Raw genomic sequence first — 23,520 nt, forward strand, 5'->3', positions numbered from 1 at the left:
AATGCCTATACCTTCTCAAATTATAAAAGCGATGAATTAGAGGCAATGATATGTTATATAACCAGCATCATGAAAAAGATAACTGCGGATTTGGGCTAATTGCTCACATTGAAGGGCAACCAAGTCATAAAGTGGTGCGTACAGCAATTCACGGTTTAGCCAGAATGCAACACCGTGGCGCCATTTTATCTGATGGAAAAACTGGCGACGGTTGTGGTCTTTTATTGCAAAAACCCGACCGTTTTTTTAGATTAGTAGCACAAGATGCAGGTTGGCGATTAGCGACCAATTATGCCGTTGGTATGCTATTTTTAAGCCAAGACGAAAAAGAAGCACAAGCTAGCCGTGATATTGTTGAACAAGAACTTGCTGAAGAAACCTTATCTATTCTAGGTTGGCGCGAAGTACCGATTGATAAAAGCGTACTGGGCGAAATTGCATTATCATCACTACCCAAAATAGAACAAGTGTTTGTCAACGCCCCAGCCGGTTGGACAAAAATCGATTTAGAGCGTCGTTTATATATGGTGCGTCGTCGAATAGAAAAACGGGTGAAAGACGATACATTTTACGTTTGCAGCTTCTCCAATCAGGTCAATATCTATAAAGGCTTATGTATGCCTAAAGATTTACCTCGATTCTATTTAGATTTGGCTGATATTCGCATGGAAACGGCTATTTGTTTATTCCATCAACGGTTCTCAACTAATACCGTGCCACGTTGGCCATTAGCGCAACCTTTTCGACATCTGGCGCATAATGGTGAAATTAATACCATAGAAGGTAACCGCCAATGGGCAAAAGCGCGCTCATACAAATTTAAAACGCCACTCATTCCAGACTTACAAGATGCCGCACCGTTTGTTAATGTCACTGGATCTGATTCGAGTTCATTAGATAACATGCTAGAGCTATTCCTTGTTGGTGGAATGGATATTGTACGAGCTATGCGCCTGCTTGTTCCTCCTGCTTGGCAAAATAATCCTGACATGAACGAAGACCTGCGTGCCTTTTTCGATTTCAACTCAATGCATATGGAGCCTTGGGATGGACCTGCGGGTATTGTGATGTCAGATGGACGTTATGCGGCATGTAATTTAGACCGTAATGGATTACGTCCTGCACGTTATGTAATAACGACAGACAAACTTATTACCTGTGCCTCTGAAATTGGTATTTGGGACTATCAACCTGATGAAGTCGTCACTAAAGGTCGTGTTGGCCCAGGTGAATTATTAGTTATCGATACCGAAGAAGGTCGCATATTACAATCGTCTGAAACAGACAACGATTTACAAAAACGTCATCCTTATAAAGAATGGATGGCAAAAAATGTTAAACAGCTAATACCATTTGAAAACCTACCTGATGATAACATTGGTTCACGCAATTACGACGATACGTTACTTGCAACTTATCAAAAACAGTTTGGTTATAGCGCTGAAGAGCTTGACCAGTGCATTCGTGTACTCGGTGAAAATGGCCAAGAAGCCACCGGATCAATGGGTGATGATACTCCATTTGCTGTATTATCAAGTAGACCTCGTTTAATTTATGATTATTTCCGCCAAAAATTTGCACAGGTCACAAATCCGCCTATCGATCCACTACGTGAAGCGCATGTTATGTCACTTTCAACCAGCATCGGCCGAGAAATGAATGTATTTGCCGAAGCAGAAGGTCAAGCGCATCGTGTGGCATTTAAATATCCAGTTTTAGTTTATTCTGATTTACAACAATTAACCGCGTTAGAATCGCGTTACTACAAATCAGAAACATTAGACATCACCTATGACATTGATGGCAGCTTACGTGATGCCATTGAACAATTATGTGGTGATGCCGAGGCAAAAGTTCGTAATGGCACAGTATTACTGATTTTATCAGATAAAAACATCACGGCCGATCGCTTACCAATTCCGGCACCAATGGCGGTTGGTGCTGTACAACAGCGCTTAGTTGAAAAGAATTTACGTTGTGATGCCAATATCATTGTTGAAACCGCAAGTTGTCGTGACCCACATCAATTTGCAGTGCTGCTTGGTTTTGGAGCAACGGCAATTTACCCTTACTTAGCGTATGAAACCTTAGGTCAAATGGTCGATAATGGCACGATAAATAAATCTTATCGTGAAGCAATTCTTAATTACCGTAATGGAATTAACAAAGGCCTATATAAAATCATGTCTAAAATGGGGATATCAACCGTTGCCTCTTACCGCTGCTCAAAATTGTTTGAAGCGGTTGGATTACATAAGGATGTGGTTGAACTTTGTTTCCAAGGTGTCACTAGTCGTATTAGTGGCGCTAATTTTGATGATTTTACGCAAGACCAATTTAACTTATCGAAAAGTGCATGGTTAAAAAGAAAACCATTAGAACAAGGTGGACTACTTAAATTTGTCCATGGTGGCGAATATCATGCCTATAACCCTGATGTGGTACAGTCACTACAAAAAGCGGTCAATAATGGCAATTATGACGATTACAAACGTTATGCTGATATCGTCAATAATCGCCCTATTGCCACATTACGTGATTTATTAAGGCTCAATCCACCTAAAGATGCAGCTATTCCACTGGAACAAGTCGAACCTGAAGAATCGCTATACAAACGATTTGACTCAGCCGCTATGTCAATTGGTGCGCTGAGCCCTGAAGCGCACGAATCGCTTGCCGAAGCCATGAATACACTCGGTGGTTTCTCCAATTCAGGTGAAGGCGGTGAAGATCCAGCACGCTACAACACCATAAAAGTTTCACGCATAAAACAAGTTGCATCAGGCCGTTTTGGCGTAACGCCAAGTTACTTAATGAGTGCTGATGTTATTCAAATTAAAGTCGCACAAGGAGCAAAACCAGGTGAAGGTGGTCAGCTACCTGGTGATAAAGTCACACCGTATATAGCAAAATTACGTTTTTCGGTACCCGGTGTCACATTGATTTCGCCGCCGCCTCATCACGACATCTATTCAATTGAGGACTTGGCACAACTTATTTTTGACCTTAAACAGATTAACCCTAACGCAATGATTTCGGTCAAATTAGTATCTGAACCCGGGGTTGGAACCATTGCAACCGGTGTTGCTAAAGCTTATGCTGATCTCATCACCATTTCTGGTTATGACGGGGGAACCGGTGCTAGCCCATTAACGTCAGTCAAATATGCCGGTTCACCTTGGGAACTTGGTCTGGTTGAAACACAACAATCCTTAGTCGCCAATGGGTTACGCCACAAAATCCGTCTACAAGTTGACGGTGGATTAAAAACCGGTACCGATATTGTCAAAGCAGCCATTTTAGGGGCAGAAAGCTTCGGATTTGGAACCGGTCCAATGGTCGCTTTGGGTTGTAAATATCTCCGTATTTGTCACCTTAATAACTGTGCAACAGGTGTTGCAACACAAGATGAAAAATTACGTAGCGAGCACTATCATGGCCTGCCTGAAAAAGCCATGAACTACTTCCGCTTTATTGCACGTAATACACGAGAAGTGATGGCAGAACTAGGCGTAAGTCGAATTGTCGATTTAATCGGACGAACTGATTTATTATTAGAACTTGACGGCATCACGGCAAAACAACAAAAACTGGATCTATCTGGACTGCTAAAAACCGCTACCCCGCTTGAAGGTAAACCGGTTTACTGCATAGAAGATAACAAACCATTTGATAAAGGGGTACTCAATAAAGAGATCCTCACACAAGCACAACAATTTGTTGATAACCGTCAAAGCAAAAGCTTCTATTTTGACATTCAAAACACTGATCGCTCGGTTGGCACAAGCCTATCAGGCTATATTGCCAAAAAATATGGCGATCAAGGCTTAGTCACCGATCCGATCTCGCTAAACTTCAACGGCACGGCGGGGCAAAGTTTTGGTGTATGGAATGCTGGTGGTGTAGATCTAACCCTAACTGGCGATGCCAACGACTATGTTGGTAAAGGCATGGCTGGTGGACGTATTGTCATTCGCCCACCGCAAGGCTCGGCATTTTTAAGCCATGAAGCGACCATCGCGGGCAACACCTGCTTATACGGCGCAACAGGTGGCAAATTATTTGCCGCAGGCCGAGCAGGTGAACGATTTGCCGTACGTAATTCCGGTGCCATCAGCGTTGTTGAAGGCATTGGTGATAATGGATGTGAATATATGACAGGCGGTATTGTTTGTATACTTGGAAAAACGGGGGTTAACTTCGGTGCTGGTATGACTGGTGGGTTTGCTTATATCTTAGATGAAGATGGCGAACTACACAAACGCATCAATAAAGAACTGGTCGAAATGCTAAACGTCGCAAATTACGCCATTCATGAAGAACACCTTCGCGGTTTAATTATGGAACATGCTCAACTAACCCACTCATCACGAGCCGAAAATATTTTGGCTAATTGGGACAATTTTGCTAAGCAATTTGCCCTAGTCAAACCAAAATCCAGTGATGTCAAAGCATTACTTGGACATCGCAGTCGCTCATCGACAGAACTGCACGTTCAAGCACAGTAAGGAGAACACGAAAATGAGTCAAAATGTTTATCAGTTTATCGATTTACAACGTGTTGATCCGCCTAAAAAATCGTTAAACATCCGCAAAATTGAATTTGTTGAAATTTATGAGGGCTTTTCTGCTTCGCAATCACAAGCACAAGCCGATCGTTGTCTGGCTTGTGGTAATCCTTATTGTGAATGGCGCTGCCCTGTACATAACTATATTCCCAATTGGTTAAAACTGGTTAACGAAGGTAAAATTATAGAAGCGGTAGAACTCTCGCACCAAACCAACAGCCTGCCCGAAGTTTGTGGTCGAGTCTGTCCACAAGATCGTCTTTGTGAAGGCTCTTGCACTTTAAATGCCGAATTTGGTGCGGTTACCATTGGAAATATTGAACGTTATATTACTGATGAAGCCTTTAAAATGGGGTGGAAACCCAACCTATCGAATGTCGAACAAACAGGGTTAAAAGTCGCTATTATTGGTGCAGGCCCAGCAGGCCTTGCATGTGCTGATGTCTTAGTGCGCAATGGTGTAACACCTGTGGTGTTTGATCGCCACCCTGAAATTGGCGGATTACTGACATTTGGTATCCCCGCTTTCAAATTGGACAAAGAAGTACTCATTAACCGACGTCGCATTTTTACCGAAATGGGTATTGAATTCAGGCTAAATACTGAAGTAGGCAAAACCGTTCAATTAGCTGACATAATCAATGAATTTGATGCCGTATTTGTTGGTGCAGGTACTTATCAATCAATGCGAGCAGGGCTTGAGAACGAAGATGCTAATGGTGTTTACGATGCACTGCCATTTTTAATTGCCAATACCAAGCACCTCATGCAACATCAACAAACCCAAGATACACCTTACATTGACATGAAAAATAAACGTGTGGTTGTGCTTGGTGGTGGTGATACTGCAATGGACTGTGTACGAACCTCGATTCGTCAAGGCGCTACCGAAGTCACTTGTGCTTATCGCCGGGACGAAGCCAATATGCCAGGCTCAAAGCGAGAAGTAAAAAATGCCAAAGAAGAAGGCGCACAGTTTCAATTTAATGTACAGCCACTAAGCATTGAAATTAACAGCACTGGGCAAGTGACAGGCGTAAAAATGGCCTGTACAGAGCTTGGAAAACCCGATGCAAAAGGTCGACGTTCACCAGTCATGATTGAAGGTTCAGAATTTGTCCTACCTGCCGATGCTGTCGTGATGGCATTTGGGTTTAAACCACATGCTATGCCTTGGTTGGAAGAACAAGGTGTTGATTTTGATGCGCAAGGTCGAATCATTGCTCCAGAAGCTAATGGCTACCAAACTAGTAATGCTAAAATCTTTGCCGGTGGCGATGCTGTTCGGGGATCAGATTTAGTGGTAACGGCGATTAGTGAAGGGCGCAAAGCGGCAGAAGGAATCTTAGATTACTTAGAAGTTTAACTATTATTTTAAATTAAAAAATAAACCCGCTTTAAATCAGCGGGTTTATTTATTGTATTATTATATAGGTATTCCATAATAGTTGTTATTTTTATTAAAAACACTTCATCTATGTAATTGATATTATTTATTTTATTTTGTAACTTTAAAAAATAAAGCATTTATATGATAGTTTCTGTTTTTTAGTTTAGATGTTTTAGAGTTTTTTGGGGCTAGTGTGATTTTGAAATTTTTGTCAAAAAGTTTCAGGTAACTAGATGTTTGAGTATAAAAATTAGTTTTATTTTATTTCGAGAAATGATATTTTCGGTTTTTGGGGAATCCATCGAATGTACTGCGGTAAATGGATTTCAGGTTTTATTTGGTTATTTACTTTAGGTTTGTTCGGTATTGGATGGATTCTAGACATTTTTCTAACTAGCGGTATGGTTGATTATGCTAATTGCATCTATAAAAGTAAATATAATCAGCAGTCACCAAATAATATCTCAATTCAAATTAACAATGCTCATCACGCTCAACCGTTAACTCATGCTATAGACGAAAAGAGTGCATAATGCGCAGAAAATACCTCTGTGTTTTCATTTTATTATAAAAATAATCCACTAAAGCTCATAAAGCGTTATCAAAAATTGCTTTGTGGGAATCTGTGACGGTTATTTTTTCTTTATGATATCATCGCTCTATCTCTTGTCTTTGATAAAACGTTAATTTTTTTTATCTATCCATGACAATCATAGCTCAAATTCAGTAAACAGCACTAATATTTCATGCAAATTATTTACTATCTTAATAAGCTCACTGAATAATAAGGGGCTTCATTAAGATTATGTGTGAATAACGAATCAGATCTCACCGAGACATTTTTTGCAAAATGGATAAAATTATCCAATGTAATCATAGATTCCATTCTTCCCAGCCCCTTTATCAATAGAGTATACTGAACAATTTAATCGTACCAAAATAAAGTAGTATATTTATATCTTTTTAACAACCACGAGTAAGCAAGAATGGAAACCGAAGAATCGTTGACGATTTATAGCACGGCAAGCCCCACTAAGCATATAAATAATATGGTCCCCAATTGAATATAAAACTAAAACACGCAACGTAATTTGCGATGTGGTTTTTGTACTAACGATGGTGAGATGCTTACATATATAGACAAACTAACTTGCCTATATATTTTTCTTTCCTTATCAATTAATTTTTTTGAAAATTATTAAAGTTATGATCTATATTTTTGTTAAATCAATCACTTTTTTAAAACGATAAAAAACAATTGAACCAAGTACAACACTTGATGCCGCAATAAAAATATCAATTAAAATAGCGTAACTGACGTTAAGCATCGCCAATTTGGGCACTATTCGCGGAATGACAACAAACGATAGTCCACTAAATGTATACATACAACCAACTGCAAGACCTTTACGAGTTGGGAACAGTTGTTGCATTACAACCAAAGTCAACTGTAACACGCCACCTGCAGCAGTTAATCCTACGCCAATTGCGGCAATGACACACATGACGGGTGAAATATTGAAATAAAACACAATTAATACTAAGGCAGACAAAGCAGGCAGAATAATAATACAAAATATTGGTTTTAAGAAACGTTTAACCACAAATGCTGTAACAAATACCGAAATAATGGATGCGGTACTATAATAGCTGATCAGTTGTTTTGCATCGATATAGCTCATATTAACACCTTTAATAGCGATAGTTGGCAACCATTGTAAAATAATGACAAATGTTGCTGTTGTAGTAAATCCCATGATAATCAGTAAAATACCTTCAAATTCAAATCGAGGATTACCTGTAAAATAGTTTACTGAACCTTCACAACCTTTAATTGTCGTATCTTTATGTGGGAATTGTTGAGGTAATAATAATAAACTGTTAATGATTAAATAAGCAGTAAAACCGAGAAACGCCCAACCATACCATATTTTGTTGGTATCAAAAAAAGTAACAATAAAAGGTAGAACTAGCGTTCCGATGGAAATAAAAGCTTTTATAAGGACACTCGCAGAGCTCGCAGATCCAGGAAAGCATTCAGTTAAGGCAGGCATAGAACCTGTATCTAAAAAAGAATTACCCGCTCCCACGGCAATCGCTAAACAAAAAGCTATATGAATGTTGGTACAAAAAATTATCCCTATAAAAAAAATGGCGTAACAAATCATACCTAGATAAATAAATAACTTTCTACCAAATTTATCTGATAGCACCCCACCAACGAACATTAAAAAGATTTTGCCAATTCCTATGCCTGATGCAACATAACCAAGCCCAACTATATCAGTATTTAGTTGCTTTGAAAGCGCTTGAGAAAATTGCATAATCACAATTAGCGCAATACTTTGAATAATATAGTTGGCATAAATAGATCCAACAATTCCATAAGAATTGACCTTTCGATTTTCCATTTGTCATACTCCATATGTAAAACATAACACTTTAGTTCTATTCAATATATATGTATCAATATTAAGCGGAAAAAGTAAGTTTAGATTTGTTACTTGGCTTTTATCTTTTTTTATTCCTAAAAAATAGTAAAAATCTGACAGAAAATTAAAATTATATAGAATTTTTATTAAATTTTATTGTTGTCTATACCAATAAAAATACCACTTTTTAAGTGGTATCTGATAAAAAACTTAAATTCAGCCTTCAAGCATTTCAAGCATTTTAGCTAGGATCAAGCTTTCATCTTGATCAACATTCACCACATAGTGAGCAGCATCATGATATAAAGGTAGTCTTTCAGCTAATACCTTATCTATTTCATCAGCAATAGATAAGCCCGTTAACGAGGGTCTTTGAGCAACATTCGGATCTTTCATTAAACGAGCAGCTAGCGTTGCCGCTGACGCAGATAAAAAGATAACCGTGCCATTTTGTTTCATAAAATCGCGGTTATGCTCAGCTAATACCATGCCTCCACCAGTGGCAATGACACGATTGGGTTTAGTTGTATCAACAAGCACTTGGCTTTCTCTTGCTCTAAATCCTTCCCAACCTTCTTGTTCAACAATTTCAGCCACTGTTTTTTGAGTAGTTTCAAACAAATGGCTATCGGTATCAATAAAAGAAAACGATAGCTTATTTGCTAACATTTTTCCCATTGTTGTTTTACCTGCTGCCCTTGCACCAACTAAAAAAATTGTTTTATTCATATCGGGTTCTATTTTTTTCAGATTTACAGAATATATTAACCATGCTAGTGATTCACTCTTATTTTTGCAATATATTTTTTACATATTATAGAAATAATAAAAAATTTTTATCTTTTAAATAATTAAATTAAATTCCGATAAGATTTTTTGTAAATAATTATTTACTAAGGTTATAAAAAAGCCTTTTAGGCTCCAAAAGTCATCTTGATAAAGTCAATTAACATAGTTTTTCTAAACCACGAAAATAAAGCTCTGTGGCGATTGATTGATGTAACCGCCATTGCACCACGTCTAGATCAGAATTCACTTTTTTAAATTCTTCATACGTCATAAAGTAGCGTATTGTATTACTGCCAACACGATCATTGATACTATTGATAATAATATTAATTTTATCATTGCGAAGCTTTTTCAGCTTTTGCATTGTTATTTCAACAAACTCAGGCACGGGTATAGTACCGCTCTCCCAATCATGCCATGTTTTAGCATCCGTTTTACCAATATATTGGCTAGCTTCTGATACTTTTAGCATCAGAAAACGACGATAAGCTTGCAATTCTAAGTTTGTCATAAATACTCCTTTTAATAATATGACTTATTTTAAAAGTAACTATCTAATTTTATTTAACATACATCTCATTCACTTTAATGAAATGTATGTTCTATTTTCAATTTTTATTTTTCAGCTAAAGTAGCTATTACAGCTTGTTTTGCCCTATCGGAAAGATCTTTTCCTGTCCAAATTTTAAATTGTGCATTTGCTTGCCCTATAAACATTTCACGCCCTGAAATAGATTCCCAGCCAGCTTTTTCAGCCTCTTGTCTAAATCGTGTATTATATGGTGTATAAACAATATCATAAGCTAATCCTTTCCCTTTAAACCAAGCTTGTTCATAAGGTGTCTGATCTTCAAACTTGCCTTGCATACCCAAGGGGGTAGAGTTAATAATAATTTGCGCTTCAACTTGACTACGTTCTTCCCAAGCAACTATTTTAAGATTAAATTCTTTAGCTAATGCTTTGGGTAAGTCACTCGCTATGTCGGTCACGGTAATATCGGTATAACCAAGATCCTGTAATCCGACAACCGCAGCGCGTGCCGCACCGCCAGCTCCTAGTAATAAAACTTTTTTATATTCAGCTGGTAATTTCTTCTGTTCAAGAGGTTGCATAAAACCAACAATATCGGTGTTGTCACCACAAAGCTTATCACCCTCCCAATAAACTAAATTAGCAGCACCGGCTTTTTTTACATGCTCAGTCACTTTATCTAAATAGGGAATAATCGTTTGCTTATGCGGAATTGTGACACACAATCCTCGAATGTTTAATAATCTTACAGATTTGAATAAGGTTGAAATATCTTCTGGTGGCGTAGCAAAAGGAACTAAAACTGAGGGAATACCGTAATCCTGAAATGATGTAGTATGAATAAGGGGGCTCATACTATGTCCTAAAGGATAACCGATAATACCGTATATACTATATGGCGTGAACGGGTTCATACAATCTCCTTGAAAGTTAGAAAATTAGACCTAATAGATAAAATCTATAATCAATAGTATTAAAACATATTTATTATAAAATTAAACAGTTTTTGTATTTAACTAAGATAACCCTAACTATAGAATAATAGTTTTATAGCAATAATGGTTATCTATTCGTTAATATTCATTTAGGTAATTCGCCTATTTTTACACCAAAATAAGATAATGCTTGAGAAATTGCGTATAACAGCGTATACTTCGCTACCTCATTATTATGGGTGTAGTGTGAGAGGTTAGACTGCTTCTCAGATAGAACTGCAGCAAACTAAAAGCCTGACGAGGTTAATTCCATTAACATATTACGCCCAAGGCTTAAGCATTGAAATTTCGGAGAATTATTGACATGTCACGAGTATGCCAAGTAACAGGAAAAGGTCCTTTAGTAGGAAATAATCGTTCTCATGCGATGAATGCTACTAAACGTCGTTTTCTACCAAATCTTCAAACTCACCGTTTCTGGATTGAGAGTGAAAAACGTTTTGTAAAATTGCGTGTATCTGCTAAAGGTATGCGTACTATCGATAAAAAGGGTATTGATGCGGTTTTAGCTGAACTTCGTGCCCGTGGTGAAAAGTACTAATAAGGAAACAATATCATGGCAAAAGGTGTGCGCGAAAAAATTAGATTAGTTTCTTCTGCTGGTACAGGTCATTTTTATACCACTAGCAAAAATAAGAGAACTATGCCTGAAAAAATGGAGATCAAAAAATACGATCCTGTTGTTCGTCAGCATGTTATTTATAAAGAAGCTAAAATTAAATAGTTTTAGACAAATTAATAAAAAACCCAGCTTATGCTGGGTTTTTTATACCTTTTTAACACACAACATACCCGCATATTTTGTTAATTGATATCGCTCTAGTGAGTGCACTAAGCAATAAAAAAGCTCCAGTTTTTAACCTGAAGCTTGCTAAAAGACAGCAGTAGTTTTATTTCAAATATTGCTGTTCATAAGCTCTTGCTTTTTTATCGTCAAAAGCATGTTCCCAACGTGCAATAACAATCGCTGCTAATGCATTACCTACCACATTAACGACCGTTCTGCCCATATCTAAAATACGTTCAACTCCCATAATATAACCAATCCCTTCAAGAGGAATACCTACACTACCAAGCGTTGCAGATAAAACAAGAATTGAAGCGCCTGGTACACCAGCAATCCCTTTTGATGCTATCATCAAAGTGATGACAATAATAATCTGATCTAAAATAGTTAAATCTATCTGGAATAACTGTGCTAAAAAGATTACCGTAATACTTTGATAAAGTGTTGAACCATCAAGATTAAATGAATAACCTGTCGGAATAACAAAGCTCGTTATCGATTTTGGAGCACCATAAGCTTCCATCTTTTCAATGATTTTAGGTAATGCTGTTTCTGAACTTGCGGTCGAAAATGCAATAACCAATTCTTCTTTTAATATTTTCAATAATGTAAAAATATTAAATTGGCAAAGTTTACAAACAAGTCCTAAGACCACTAATGTAAAAACAATCATTGCTGAATAGACGGTTAAAATTAATTTAAGTAAAGGAAGTAGAGATGCAAATCCATATTTGGCCACCGTTACAGTAATTAGTGCAAATACCCCCACAGGCGCATAACGCATGATCATATTAGTGACTTTAAACATAGTGTCAGACACTACTTTTAAGAAGAATACAAATGGTTCGCGTTGTTTATCTGGTAAAGACATTAAGCCTAAACCAAAAAAGACACAGAAGAAAATGACAGGTAAAACAGCACCATCAGTCATAGCTTTAAAGATATTGGCAGGAATCATATCAAGAATCATGACAATTAAACCATGAGGCTTGCCACTTAATTCTTCAGCGGCTTGGGTATACTTACTAATATCTGCCGTTGCTAGTGTGGAGGAATCAATCCCTGCGCCTGGTGCAAAAATATTACCCCAAAAAAGACCTAATAAAATAGCAATCGTTGTAATAATTTCAAAATAGAGAATTGTTTTAAAACCTAATGTCCCTAATCGTTTAGAACCACCAATACCTGCAATACCTAGCGTTAATGTGCTCAGTATAATTGGCAGCACAATCATTTTAATTAATCGAATAAAGATATCGCCTGCAGGTTGAAATATATTCACTATTGAAAATTGGTAATATGAATGTAATGGATGACTTGGAACTGAAAGTTCAAATAAATAAGCGCCTACTGCAACCCCTAACATCAAAGCTATCAAAATTTGCCATGCAAGATTTGTTAAGATTTTTTTTATAGAAAATGACATCAAATACTATTCCTTTTCGAGATTATTCTAAATAAAAAAGGATTAGCTATACTTAACTAATCCTTTTAAATAATTAAAAATTATTCTTCAGATTCATGTTCTGAATCACTCCGTTCTTCACTTAGTGACAATAATTCAGATTCACCATCTTCATCTTCTGTTTCGGCAATTCGCTGTAATCCCACAACTTTTTCGCTTTCGGCAGTTCGAATAAGCATAACACCTTGAGTATTTCGACCAACAACACTCACTTCTGAAACACGAGTACGAACTAATGTACCCGCATCCGTAATTAACATAATTTGATCAGTCTCATCAACTTGTACAGCGCCAACAACTGAGCCATTTCGCTCACTAACCTTAATAGATATAACGCCTTTCGTTGCCCTTGATTTTGTCGGGTATAGCTCTTGTTGTGTACGTTTACCATAACCATTTTGAGTTGCAGTTAGAATTGCACCATTACCTCGAGGTACAATTAATGAAACCACTTTATCATCACTATCAAGTTTTATACCTCGAACACCTGCGGCAGTTCGCCCCATACAGCGAACTTTATTAGCTGGGAATCGAACAACTTTACCATTGGCAGAAAACAGCATAATATCCTCTGTATTAGAGCTCTCGGCGACTTCATTATCCTCATCTTCACCTTCATCAATAGTGGCATCATCATTCAGATCTTCATCATCAGTAGCAGCTAAATGGTCGTTGTTAGTTAAATCCACACCGATTAATTCATCATCATCACGTAGATTAATCGCAATAATACCGCCACTACGAGGTCGGCTGAATTCAATTAAAGACGTTTTCTTAACGGTACCTTGCGCTGTTGCCATAAATACGCAATGTTCATCATCAAATTCTCGAACAGGTAGAATCGCAGTAATACGCTCACCCGCCTCAAGCGGTAATAAATTGATAATTGGACGCCCACGTGATCCACGGCTGGCTTCAGGTAACTGATAGACTTTCATCCAATATAAACGACCACGACTTGAAAAGCAAAGAATCGTATCATGGGTATTTGCTACCAATAATTTTTCGACAAAGTCTTCTTCTTTAATTTTAGTTGCAGATTTACCTTTACCACCACGACGTTGAGCTTCATAATCAGAAAGCGGTTGATATTTTACATAGCCTTGATGAGAAAGTGTGACAACGACATCTTCTTGCGCAATAAGGTCTTCAATATTAATATCTGCACTACTTGCAGTAATTTCAGTTTTTCTCACATCTTGGAACTGATCTCGAACAGCTTCAAGCTCTTCACGAATCACCTCCATTAATCTTTCTGAACTAGCCAAGATATGTAATAATTCACCAATTTGCACAAGTAATTCTTTATATTCATCAAGAATTTTTTCGTGCTCAAGTCCTGTCAGTCGATGTAAGCGAAGATCTAAAATGGCTTGAGCTTGAGCTTCAGATAAATAATAGTGCCCCTCACGAATGCCAAATTCTGGCGCTAAATCTTCTGGACGAGCCGCATCATTACCAGATTTTTCTAGCATAGCTGCAACATGACCTAGCTGCCAAGCTTGCGCTAATAATTTTGTTTTAGCTTCACTAGGCGTTGATGCAGAACGAATTAATTCTATAACTGGATCGATATTAGCAAGCGCTATCGCCAAACCTTCTAATACATGAGCACGTTCACGTGCTTTACGTAATTCATATATGGTTCGGCGAGTGACTACTTCACGGCGATGAAGTACAAAGGCTTCAATCATTTCACGTAAGTTTAATAGTTTCGGTTGGCCTTTATGTAACGCCACCATATTGATGCCAAATGAAACTTGTAATTGCGTCAATGAGAAAAGGTTATTTAATACAACTTCACCGACAGCATCTCGTTTGATTTCGATAACAATACGCATACCATCTTTATCTGACTCATCGCGTAATGCCGAAATCCCTTCTACTTTCTTATCTTTGACTAATTCTGCAATCTTCTCGATTAATTTTTTCTTATTAACTTGATATGGAATTTCGTTAACAATGATAGTTTCTCGTCCGGAATGGTCATCAACTTCTATTGTGGCTTTAGAACGAATATAAATAATACCACGACCAGTACGATAAGCATTTTCAATACCTTTACGCCCATTAATGAGTGCTGCGGTCGGGAAGTCTGGACCATGGATATGTTCCATTAAACCATCAATTGAAATATTTTCATCTTCAATAAAAGCAAGACAGCCATTAATCACTTCAGCAAGATTATGAGGTGGGATATTCGTTGCCATACCAACCGCAATCCCTGAAGAGCCATTAATTAATAAATTTGGAATACGAGTCGGTAATACATCGGGGATCATTTCTGATCCATCATAGTTAGGTGAAAAATCAACTGTTTCCTTATCAAGATCAGTCAATAACGCTCCAGCAAATTTTTGCATCCGAATTTCGGTATAACGCATTGCTGCAGCTGAATCACCATCAACAGAACCAAAATTTCCTTGACCATCAACCAACATATAGCGCAATGAAAATGGTTGAGCCATACGCACAATTGTGTCATAAACAGCAGAATCACCATGTGGGTGGTATTTACCGATAACATCCCCAACAACACGAGCAGATTTTCGATAAGGTTTATTCCAATCATATCCCGCTTCATGCATAGCAAATAAAACACGTCTGTGAACAGGTTTTAACCCATCACGCACATCAGGTAAAGCACGCCCAACAATAACAGACATTGCATAATCAAGATAAGAGGATTTTAATTCATCTTCAATATTAACGGGAGTTATTTCTTTGGCTAATTCGGTCATAACACCATGTTCTCTTATTAATTTAAGTCTTCAAAATAGTTGATAATTATAGCATAAAATCACTATGAATGCAGAACTAAACTATTTTTATTTCAACTTATTCGCTATGAATAAACAACGTATTTTCAATTAATTGACATAAGCAATTTAAAATCATGGCATGCATTTCGTAAGCCATCACTTTTTTATAAGATGGAACCCTTATTTCAATATCATTTTGCCCAAGTAAACCAATAACTTCACCGCCATCAAAAGCGGTTAATGCAACGATTTTCATATCCTTAATTACCGCTTCTTGAACCGCGCGAATGATGGCTCGACTATTGCCTTGGCAAGTTGCTATGATTAAAACATCACTTTGCTGACCTAATGCTTGAATTTGGCGGGCATAAATTTCCTCATGATTAGCTATAGCACTTAATAAAACATTGTCTGAGACTAAAGCTATTGCTGGAATACTTGGTCTTTCGATATTAATACTGGTAATTAAACGTGAAGTAAAACTTTGTACATTAGCAGCGGATGAACCATTACCACAACTCATAATCTTGTTGCCGTTAAGTAAACTCTCAACAATAATATTTGCTGCCTTTTCAATAGAATAACCAAGCGATTCAGCCATAACAATTTGAGTTTGAATACTTTCAGTAAAATAATTTTTAATTAAATCTTGCACGCTTTTTCACCTAAAATTAAAATGCATTAATAATCCACTTTTTGCTTTTACCAGTAATAGCAAAAACATCAAATCTAAACTCTGTGTCCTCAATATTTAAATTTTGCTCTATCATCCATAGTTGAGCCGCCTGTTTGATTTTATTTTGTTTATTTAATGTCACGGTCATTTCAGCATCACCAAAATTTGCATTTTTTCGATAACGTACTTCAATAAAAACAAGACATTTATTGTCTAACATAATTAAATCGAGTTCACCAAAGCGAAATTGGATATTATGAGCAAGAAGTATAAGCCCCTGCTTAAGTAGATATTGGCGAGCAATATTTTCATAACACTCACCAATTTGTTTTTTACTGGCTCTTTGAATCTGATTTAGCATCGCCATAAATATATTGCTGCCAAGAGAGTGAGCGAGTTACTTCACATTGATCGCTTGTGGATAGTTTACCTGTCATACCATCTAAAAAATTAAGTTGATAGGAATTAAGCTGATTAAAACGATTTGCAAGTCTCCATGCATCAACGCCCATTGCATATAGACGCATTAATGAATAATCTTTCTGAACATTGCTTGGTATATTTGTATTATCCTTTTGATTCATAACCATAGGAATTTCTGCATATTCAGTTTTATTCATATCATAATTAAAATCATTAGAGGCGTTAGCTACATGACTTTTTGAACTTGAATAAAGCATGACAGCAGATGAATTACCAATTGTCTTATTCGCTCCCATATCAAGCATGGGTTTTATCAATGTCAATTCATCATATGAAGAATAAACATAAATAGCATCAAAGCCAGCGGATGACATTCCCTCTGTTGGTGTCTCATCAATCGAGATAGGACTACCTGCAAGGTTAATACCTATATTATGATTCATGTTGGCACTTAGTGTTGTAGTATTGCCAAAATATTGCACGTAAGCCTGTGAAGCATTTGCCGACAATTGTGACCACTGTGTAGCAAAACTTTGTGCAACACGTCGCCCCAAATCACTTTGGGGTACTAATAATAATGGTTTAACTTTATTTTGAGAATAAATATGGTCTGCTGCATCTTTTGCTTCATCTTCAGGCGATAACGCAAAAAAACACATTTTATTAGCTGAAGTGGTCGTATTATCAACTTTGTTCAAGGCTAACACAGGAATAGCGGGTGCTAGTTCTTTTATTCTAGTAACTTCATTTTTTAATAAAGGTCCTACAATTAATTCCACATTCTGTTCCTGTGCTCGCTGGATTAAAGTATCCATAGGTGCACTAGTTGTATCAAGTACAATCACATTTTGTTGCGGTTCTTGTGGAAAAAACTTTGAGGCACTGATGTAGCCTTGACGAATAGTTTCACCAAATATATGTGAAGAACCATTTAATGGTAACAATAAAGCAACCTTTTTTGCATTAGCATCAGCAGAAAGTGTTTGTTCACCGGTCAATATCGAAATAATCTCTTTAGCTGGGTGATCTGGATATTGTGTAGCCCAGTTGTTGACAGCTTTTTTTAATAACTGTTTTTGATTTTCAGATTTTGCTGCAATTGTGTCTGGAGTATCATCATCTTGCGAAACAATTGCTTTGCTATTATTTTGATAAGTATAAGCTAAGTCAACCCAGCCTTGTAATATTGCTTCATTTTCACCAACTAAAACTTTACTGATTTTATCAGATTTTAACTTACGGAAAAAATTCCATGTATTATTTAATAATTGCCTTTTTTCGGCTTCTGTCACATATTTTTCTAATTGAAGATAATCATGAGCTTGAGCATTAATATCTTTACTATTTATATCCAAACCTAATTTAATCGTATAATAACGATATAGCTGTGAGTTATTCAAATCTGAAATAGCAAATTTATTAAGGTCAAATGATTGTCTTTTTTTTACCGCAATTTCACCTTCTGACAATAATTTTTCTTTTTGCTGTTCACTATTGAGATTAAGAGGTAAACTTGATAATAACGCATTTGCTTGCGAAAATTTATTTTCTTTTATTAAAGCGCGAACAGCTAATAATTGCCAATTAACTTTAATTGAACCAGAACTATTATCTGCTTGTAATAGATAATAATTAGAATTTTGTTTATTATCAAAGTTAAGTGATTCCTTTGACGTTTCAAAAGTACATCCTACCAAAAATGCAAATATCGGCATTATTAACATAGCATAAAAGGAGTGTTTTAAATTCATAGCCATTCTCTTGTAAGTTATTATCCCCAAATTCGTTGCACATGAACGGTCACTTCTTCTCGATCATGATAAAGCTGTTTAGCCTGAATTTGTACATTAATTTTTTTATTATTTAATTCGTCGTTTAGTAATTGTAAACTTTGTTTTACTTCTTCATAACGTTTTTTCATTGGTAATTTCAGATTAAAAATAGTCTCTCTACACCAACCATTAATTAGCCACTTGGCTATTAAATCTGTTACTTTAGCCGGTTTTTCAACCATATCACAAACCAACCAGTAAATATTATTCTTTTTAGGTGCAAATTTGAAGCCATCTTCACGATAATGTTTAACTTGTCCTGTTTCCATCAGTTTCTCATTCATCGGTCCATTATCAATGGCATAAACCATCATGCTTCTTTTTACTAGCTGATAAGTCCAACCTCCAGGACAAGCGCCCAAGTCAACCGCATTCAAACCACCTTTTAATCGTTCATCCCATTCTTCATAAGGAATAAAAATATGAAAGGCTTCTTCTAATTTTAACGTAGAACGGCTTGGTGCATCGGTTGGAAATTTTAGCCTTGGAATCCCCATATAAAAAGGTGAATTATTTTGACTCAGCGAATAACCGACATAACAACTATTACTATTGATAAAAAATAAGTGAATAACGGGTTTTGATGGATTTGCAACTTTTAATAAAATACGTTTAGTTCGTAATGCCTGACGAAGAGGAACTGTAAATTTACGACAAAAACTGGAAAGTGCCTTGCCATCATTAGTATCAGCGACCTCTACACGCAGATCCCCAGCTTTATCTATAGTGCCAGATAATGCATCAATAATGGGAGAGATACGATCATTATTCGGCAAATCTGTTAATAAATCACCCGATACAAACATTTGTCTGGCAAAAATTAATGTACGAAAAGCCAAATCTTTTATTAATAATTGTGCATCTCCATCTTGATAGCATTCAAAAACAACATGACCACTATTTTCTTTAACTTTAGCAAAACCATATATTTCTCTTTGCACGGCTCTATCTGTGATTTCAGCAGCACATTCTTTTTCAAACCCACAACGACAATATAAAACGATCTTATTTAATTTTTGCATAATTGTATATTAAATTTATTAAACCACCATAATAAGAAACAATCACATCAATCAGATTGAACATTATCGGTATATAAAGGTGCTTCCCCTTTTGGCCGAGTTTTAAATCGTCGATGTAACCACATATATTGTTCAGGTGCTTTTAAAATTTCTTGTTCAATAGCTTTGTTCATAAAAGTAGCAGCATGTACATCATCATCTATTGGATAGCCTTTAAGCTCGGAAGTCACATAAACTGTGTAATGTCCATTTTTTTCACGCTTAGGTGTAAATGGGATAATAGCAGGCTGACCTAATTTAACTAATATGCGTGTACCAACGGTTGTTGCGGCTTTTTCTACTGAAAATAGAGGTGCAAATACACTATTTTTAGGGCCATAATCATGATCCGGTGCATACCAAAGCAATTCACCATTTTTTAGTGCTCGGATCATACCCTTTGTATTATGACGGTCTAACATATATTTGTTTGACTTAAGTCGACCTTTAAGCTGAACATAATCCATTACGGGATTATCATTTGGTCGATAAACACCCACACCTGGATGGCTCATTCCTAAAATACGTGCACCTAACTCTAATGTTAAAAAATGAATACCTATGAGCAGAACGCCTTGACCTGATTGTTGTACCTTTTTAATATGGCAGTCGCCAACAATAGAAACGCGCTTGGCAAGCCGTTTATCTGACCAAAACCAAGCCATACCTGTCTCAAAAATGGCCAAACCGGTCGAGATAAAATTTTCACGTAACATCTGGTCACGTTCTTGTTGTGTTTTTTCAGGAAAACAAAGTTTAAGGTTTTGGCTCGCCGTTTCTTTGCGTTTGCCAATTAATTTCATTGAAAGTAAACCCAATCCTTTCCCCAATTGATAAATAATTGGGTATGGCAACAGTAGAATTAAATACAAAATACCGATACCAAACCATGTTAACCAATAACGAGGGTGCAGTAAGCATTTAGTAAAGATAGGACGAATTTCTTGATTTTGACTCATATTAAGATCAAGTTATTGTTAATAATAAAGTTGATTATTATATACTATATCCTGATTTTAGGGGCAGAAAAATCAACAGGGTTAACTAACAACTTTATATCATCATTCAGTAACAAAAGTTAGAATCGATTTATATTTAAAATAGCAGATCATAGTGAATAATGAGAATTACTCATTATGATCGGTTCTTAGAACTTCCTTGTTTTATACTAAAACACATATTTTCCTGAAAGTTTTTCACAAAAGATCAAACCGCAACAGGGGCTTTGATTGCAGGATGCGGATCATAACCAACAATTTCAAAATCTTCAAATACATAATCAAAAATTGTTGAAGGTTTACGTTTAATTACTAACTTGGGTAATGCTCTTGGTTCACGGCTTAATTGTAAATGGGTTTGTTCCATATGATTGGAATAAATATGTGTATCTCCACCAGTCCACACGAATTCACCTACTTGTAATTCACATTGCTGTGCAATCATGTGAAGTAACAACGAATAACTGGCAATATTAAATGGTAGTCCTAAAAATACATCACAAGAACGTTGATAAAGTTGGCAAGAAAGTTTGCCATTTGCAACATAAAATTGGAAAAGAGCATGGCATGGTGCTAATGCCATTTGATCTAATTCTCCAACATTCCAAGCAGAAACAATCATACGTCTAGAATTAGGATCATTTTTAATTTGCTCAATTAATTGCGAAATCTGATCTATTTGACGACCATCAGAAGCCTCCCATGCTCGCCACTGTTTTCCATAAACAGGACCAAGCTCACCATCTTCATCAGCCCACTCATCCCAAATAGTAACCTTATTATCTTGTAAATACTTAATATTCGTATCACCCTTCAAAAACCAAAGCAATTCATGAATAATTGAACGTAAATGACATTTTTTAGTTGTAACAAGAGGAAAACCATCTTGCAAATTAAAGCGCATTTGATGCCCAAAAACAGATAGTGTACCAGTACCCGTTCGATCTGACTTAGGAGTGCCTTCAGCTAAAATTTTTTGCATTAATGCTAAATATTGTTTCATCTTGTTTTTGCCTTCTTATGCAATCTATATGTATATAACAGTATCAAAATTCCCCCAATAATCATTGGTAGACATAAAATTTGTCCCATACTGATAATATTTAAAAATAAACCGAGTTGTTCATCTGGTTGTCGAAAGAATTCTATAACAAATCTAAATAAACCATAACAAAGTAAAAATACTCCAGAAACTGCCCCCATCGGCCTTGGCTTTCGGATAAAAATATTTAAGATAATAAATAGTACAATACCTTCAAACATCATTTCATAAAGTTGTGATGGATGCCTTGGTAAAATGCCATTTAATTGAGCGTAAAGTGAAAACCATTCAGGATGAGCCTGAACAAACATAAAATCGGCATGTGATGAAGTTGGAAATAACATGCCAATAGACGAATTAGTAACTCTTCCCCAAAGTTCTCCATTAATAAAATTACCAAAACGCCCAAACATCAAGCCAATCGGTACAAGAGGAGCAACAAAATCACCTACTTGTAGAAAGGTTTTGTTTGTCTTTTTAGCAAAAATAGCAATAACACAAATAGCACCAATTAAACCACCATGGAAAGACATGCCACCTTCCCAGACTTTAAATAAAATTACAGGATCTTTAATAAAAGTACTAAGGTTATAGAAGAAAACGTAACCTAACCGTCCTCCAATAAAAAGACCTAGAAATCCCCAGAATAATAAATTTTCAACCTGCTGTGAGGTCCATTGACTATTTGGCTTATTTGCTCGACGCTTAGCCAAATAAAGAGCGCCCAGCACACCAAACAAATACATTGCGCCATACCAATGAAGCGATATAGGACCAATGGAGAAAGCTATTGGATCGAAGTTAGGAAATTGTAAATATTGATTCATTTTTTAATACGCTTTTTATTTTTTCGTTTATGAGCAAAGAAATTAAATCGTTTCTTTTTAGGAAGATTCGTTATTGGCGCCACTATTTCGGACTGTATAGCAAACACAGGTAAAGAAAATTCTTTCATTGCCTTTCTATAGACATCCCGCTTAAATGCAATAACCTGGCGAATAGGATACCAATAACTGACCCATTTCCAATCATCAAATTCAGGAGTTGAAGACATATTGAGATTAATTGCCGATGCATCAGATATTAATTCTAATAAGAACCACTTTTGCTTTTGTCCGATACAAACTGGTTGATTTTCCCAACGGATCATCCTTTTTGGTAACTTATATCGCAACCAACCATTAGTAACGGATAAAATTTTCACATCTTTTGATAATAAACCAACTTCTTCGTTTAATTCACGAAACATTGCCTGCTCAGGCGTTTCGCTTTGTTTTATTCCGCCCTGAGGAAATTGCCAAGAATTTTGCCCATAACGACGAGCCCAAAGTACTTGACCATACCTGTTACAAATAACTATTCCTACATTTGGACGGTAGCCATCATTATCGATCACTGACTACCTCAAAAAATTTATTCCTATATAACTGAATTGTTTCATACATACAGTAATAAATAAATAAAAAAATAATACAAATAGGATAAATATGCCCTTTAATTGATTAATTTTTATTCTTTTTAATGTTTATTATCATATCAATTAATATAAATGTTACTACTAACCAAAGATTTTCTAAAAATTCTATCTATAAACTATAAATGATCCTTAATACAGAATTCAATTATTTCTTTATAAATAAAATAATTAAAAGCAAAAAAGCCCAGCATCACTGCTGGGCTCTCTCTCAAATTTAAAAGTCTGGCGGCCCCCTACTCTCACATGGGTAATACCCACACTACCATCGGCACTACGGCGTTTCACTTCTGA

19 protein-coding genes are annotated in these 23,520 nt (G+C 36.3%); 5 read left to right on the forward strand and 14 right to left on the reverse strand.

Annotated features, from left to right (window positions below):
• Nucleotides 1-50: 50 nt before the first annotated feature.
• From gltB to GYY69_RS11895, 3 genes are all read left to right on the forward strand, one after another.
• On the forward strand, nucleotides 51-4,508 hold the full coding sequence (gene gltB, locus GYY69_RS11885) for a glutamate synthase large subunit (protein ID WP_174797870.1): 4,458 nt from the start codon (nucleotides 51-53) through the stop codon (nucleotides 4,506-4,508).
• Nucleotides 4,509-4,521: 13 nt separating this feature from the next.
• On the forward strand, nucleotides 4,522-5,934 hold the full coding sequence (locus GYY69_RS11890) for an FAD-dependent oxidoreductase (protein WP_174797871.1): 1,413 nt from the start codon (nucleotides 4,522-4,524) through the stop codon (nucleotides 5,932-5,934).
• 302 nt (nucleotides 5,935-6,236) lie between these two features.
• Nucleotides 6,237-6,491, forward strand: a complete 255-nt coding sequence (locus GYY69_RS11895) for an NINE protein (protein WP_342354083.1) — start codon at nucleotides 6,237-6,239, stop codon at nucleotides 6,489-6,491.
• 678 nt (nucleotides 6,492-7,169) lie between these two features.
• On the opposite strand, the gene GYY69_RS11900 is transcribed toward GYY69_RS11895, so the two are convergent.
• The 4 genes from GYY69_RS11900 to aroE form a co-directional block, all read right to left on the reverse strand.
• On the reverse strand, nucleotides 7,170-8,369 hold the full coding sequence (locus GYY69_RS11900) for an MFS transporter (protein ID WP_174797873.1): 1,200 nt from the start codon (nucleotides 8,367-8,369) through the stop codon (nucleotides 7,170-7,172).
• Between the two features lie 237 nt (nucleotides 8,370-8,606).
• Nucleotides 8,607-9,119: a shikimate kinase AroL gene (aroL, locus tag GYY69_RS11905; protein ID WP_174797874.1), complete on the reverse strand. Its 513-nt coding sequence runs from the start codon at nucleotides 9,117-9,119 to the stop codon at nucleotides 8,607-8,609.
• Between the two features lie 217 nt (nucleotides 9,120-9,336).
• On the reverse strand, nucleotides 9,337-9,690 hold the full coding sequence (locus GYY69_RS11910) for an Aca2/YdiL-like domain-containing protein (RefSeq protein WP_160431985.1): 354 nt from the start codon (nucleotides 9,688-9,690) through the stop codon (nucleotides 9,337-9,339).
• A 104-nt stretch (nucleotides 9,691-9,794) separates the two neighbouring features.
• Nucleotides 9,795-10,625: a shikimate dehydrogenase gene (gene aroE, locus GYY69_RS11915; RefSeq protein ID WP_174797875.1), complete on the reverse strand. Its 831-nt coding sequence runs from the start codon at nucleotides 10,623-10,625 to the stop codon at nucleotides 9,795-9,797.
• Nucleotides 10,626-11,010: 385 nt separating this feature from the next.
• Here aroE and rpmB point away from each other — a divergent pair, with 385 nt between their 5' ends.
• Nucleotides 11,011-11,247 (forward strand): 50S ribosomal protein L28, encoded by a 237-nt coding sequence (rpmB, locus tag GYY69_RS11920; RefSeq protein WP_034884345.1) that lies wholly within the window; start codon nucleotides 11,011-11,013, stop codon nucleotides 11,245-11,247.
• Nucleotides 11,248-11,262: 15 nt separating this feature from the next.
• Nucleotides 11,263-11,430 carry a 50S ribosomal protein L33 gene (gene rpmG / locus GYY69_RS11925; RefSeq protein WP_025314526.1) on the forward strand — a complete coding sequence of 56 codons (168 nt, stop codon included), beginning with the start codon at nucleotides 11,263-11,265 and terminating at the stop codon, nucleotides 11,428-11,430.
• Nucleotides 11,431-11,596: 166 nt separating this feature from the next.
• Here the strand turns inward: rpmG and gltP are convergent, their stop codons facing one another.
• From gltP to rppH, 10 genes are all read right to left on the reverse strand, one after another.
• Complete coding sequence (gltP, locus tag GYY69_RS11930; RefSeq protein WP_174797887.1) at nucleotides 11,597-12,907, reverse strand: glutamate/aspartate:proton symporter GltP; 1,311 nt, start codon at nucleotides 12,905-12,907, stop codon at nucleotides 11,597-11,599.
• Between the two features lie 92 nt (nucleotides 12,908-12,999).
• Entirely contained in the window at nucleotides 13,000-15,699 is a 2,700-nt protein-coding gene (gene gyrA, locus GYY69_RS11935) for a DNA topoisomerase (ATP-hydrolyzing) subunit A (protein ID WP_174797876.1), read from the reverse strand.
• A 97-nt stretch (nucleotides 15,700-15,796) separates the two neighbouring features.
• On the reverse strand, nucleotides 15,797-16,375 hold the full coding sequence (locus GYY69_RS11940; protein ID WP_160403447.1) for an SIS domain-containing protein: 579 nt from the start codon (nucleotides 16,373-16,375) through the stop codon (nucleotides 15,797-15,799).
• 16 nt (nucleotides 16,376-16,391) lie between these two features.
• Nucleotides 16,392-16,763 (reverse strand): YraN family protein, encoded by a 372-nt coding sequence (locus GYY69_RS11945; RefSeq protein WP_202985011.1) that lies wholly within the window; start codon nucleotides 16,761-16,763, stop codon nucleotides 16,392-16,394.
• Entirely contained in the window at nucleotides 16,729-18,570 is a 1,842-nt protein-coding gene (locus GYY69_RS11950) for a penicillin-binding protein activator (RefSeq protein ID WP_174797877.1), read from the reverse strand. Before GYY69_RS11950 ends, GYY69_RS11945 begins: the two co-directional genes overlap by 35 nt.
• Nucleotides 18,571-18,590: 20 nt before the next feature.
• Complete coding sequence (gene rlmM / locus GYY69_RS11955; protein WP_174797878.1) at nucleotides 18,591-19,673, reverse strand: 23S rRNA (cytidine(2498)-2'-O)-methyltransferase RlmM; 1,083 nt, start codon at nucleotides 19,671-19,673, stop codon at nucleotides 18,591-18,593.
• A 47-nt stretch (nucleotides 19,674-19,720) separates the two neighbouring features.
• Nucleotides 19,721-20,671: an LpxL/LpxP family Kdo(2)-lipid IV(A) lauroyl/palmitoleoyl acyltransferase gene (gene lpxL / locus GYY69_RS11960; RefSeq protein WP_174797879.1), complete on the reverse strand. Its 951-nt coding sequence runs from the start codon at nucleotides 20,669-20,671 to the stop codon at nucleotides 19,721-19,723.
• 247 nt (nucleotides 20,672-20,918) lie between these two features.
• Entirely contained in the window at nucleotides 20,919-21,713 is a 795-nt protein-coding gene (gene thyA, locus GYY69_RS11965) for a thymidylate synthase (RefSeq protein ID WP_174797880.1), read from the reverse strand.
• Entirely contained in the window at nucleotides 21,710-22,579 is an 870-nt protein-coding gene (gene lgt / locus GYY69_RS11970) for a prolipoprotein diacylglyceryl transferase (RefSeq protein WP_174797881.1), read from the reverse strand. Before lgt ends, thyA begins: the two co-directional genes overlap by 4 nt.
• On the reverse strand, nucleotides 22,576-23,148 hold the full coding sequence (gene rppH / locus GYY69_RS11975) for an RNA pyrophosphohydrolase (RefSeq protein ID WP_174797882.1): 573 nt from the start codon (nucleotides 23,146-23,148) through the stop codon (nucleotides 22,576-22,578). Before rppH ends, lgt begins: the two co-directional genes overlap by 4 nt.
• Nucleotides 23,149-23,520 lie beyond the last annotated feature (372 nt).

The organism is Gilliamella sp. ESL0250, from assembly GCF_013345045.1.
Lineage (GTDB): Bacteria > Pseudomonadota > Gammaproteobacteria > Enterobacterales > Orbaceae > Gilliamella > Gilliamella apicola_H.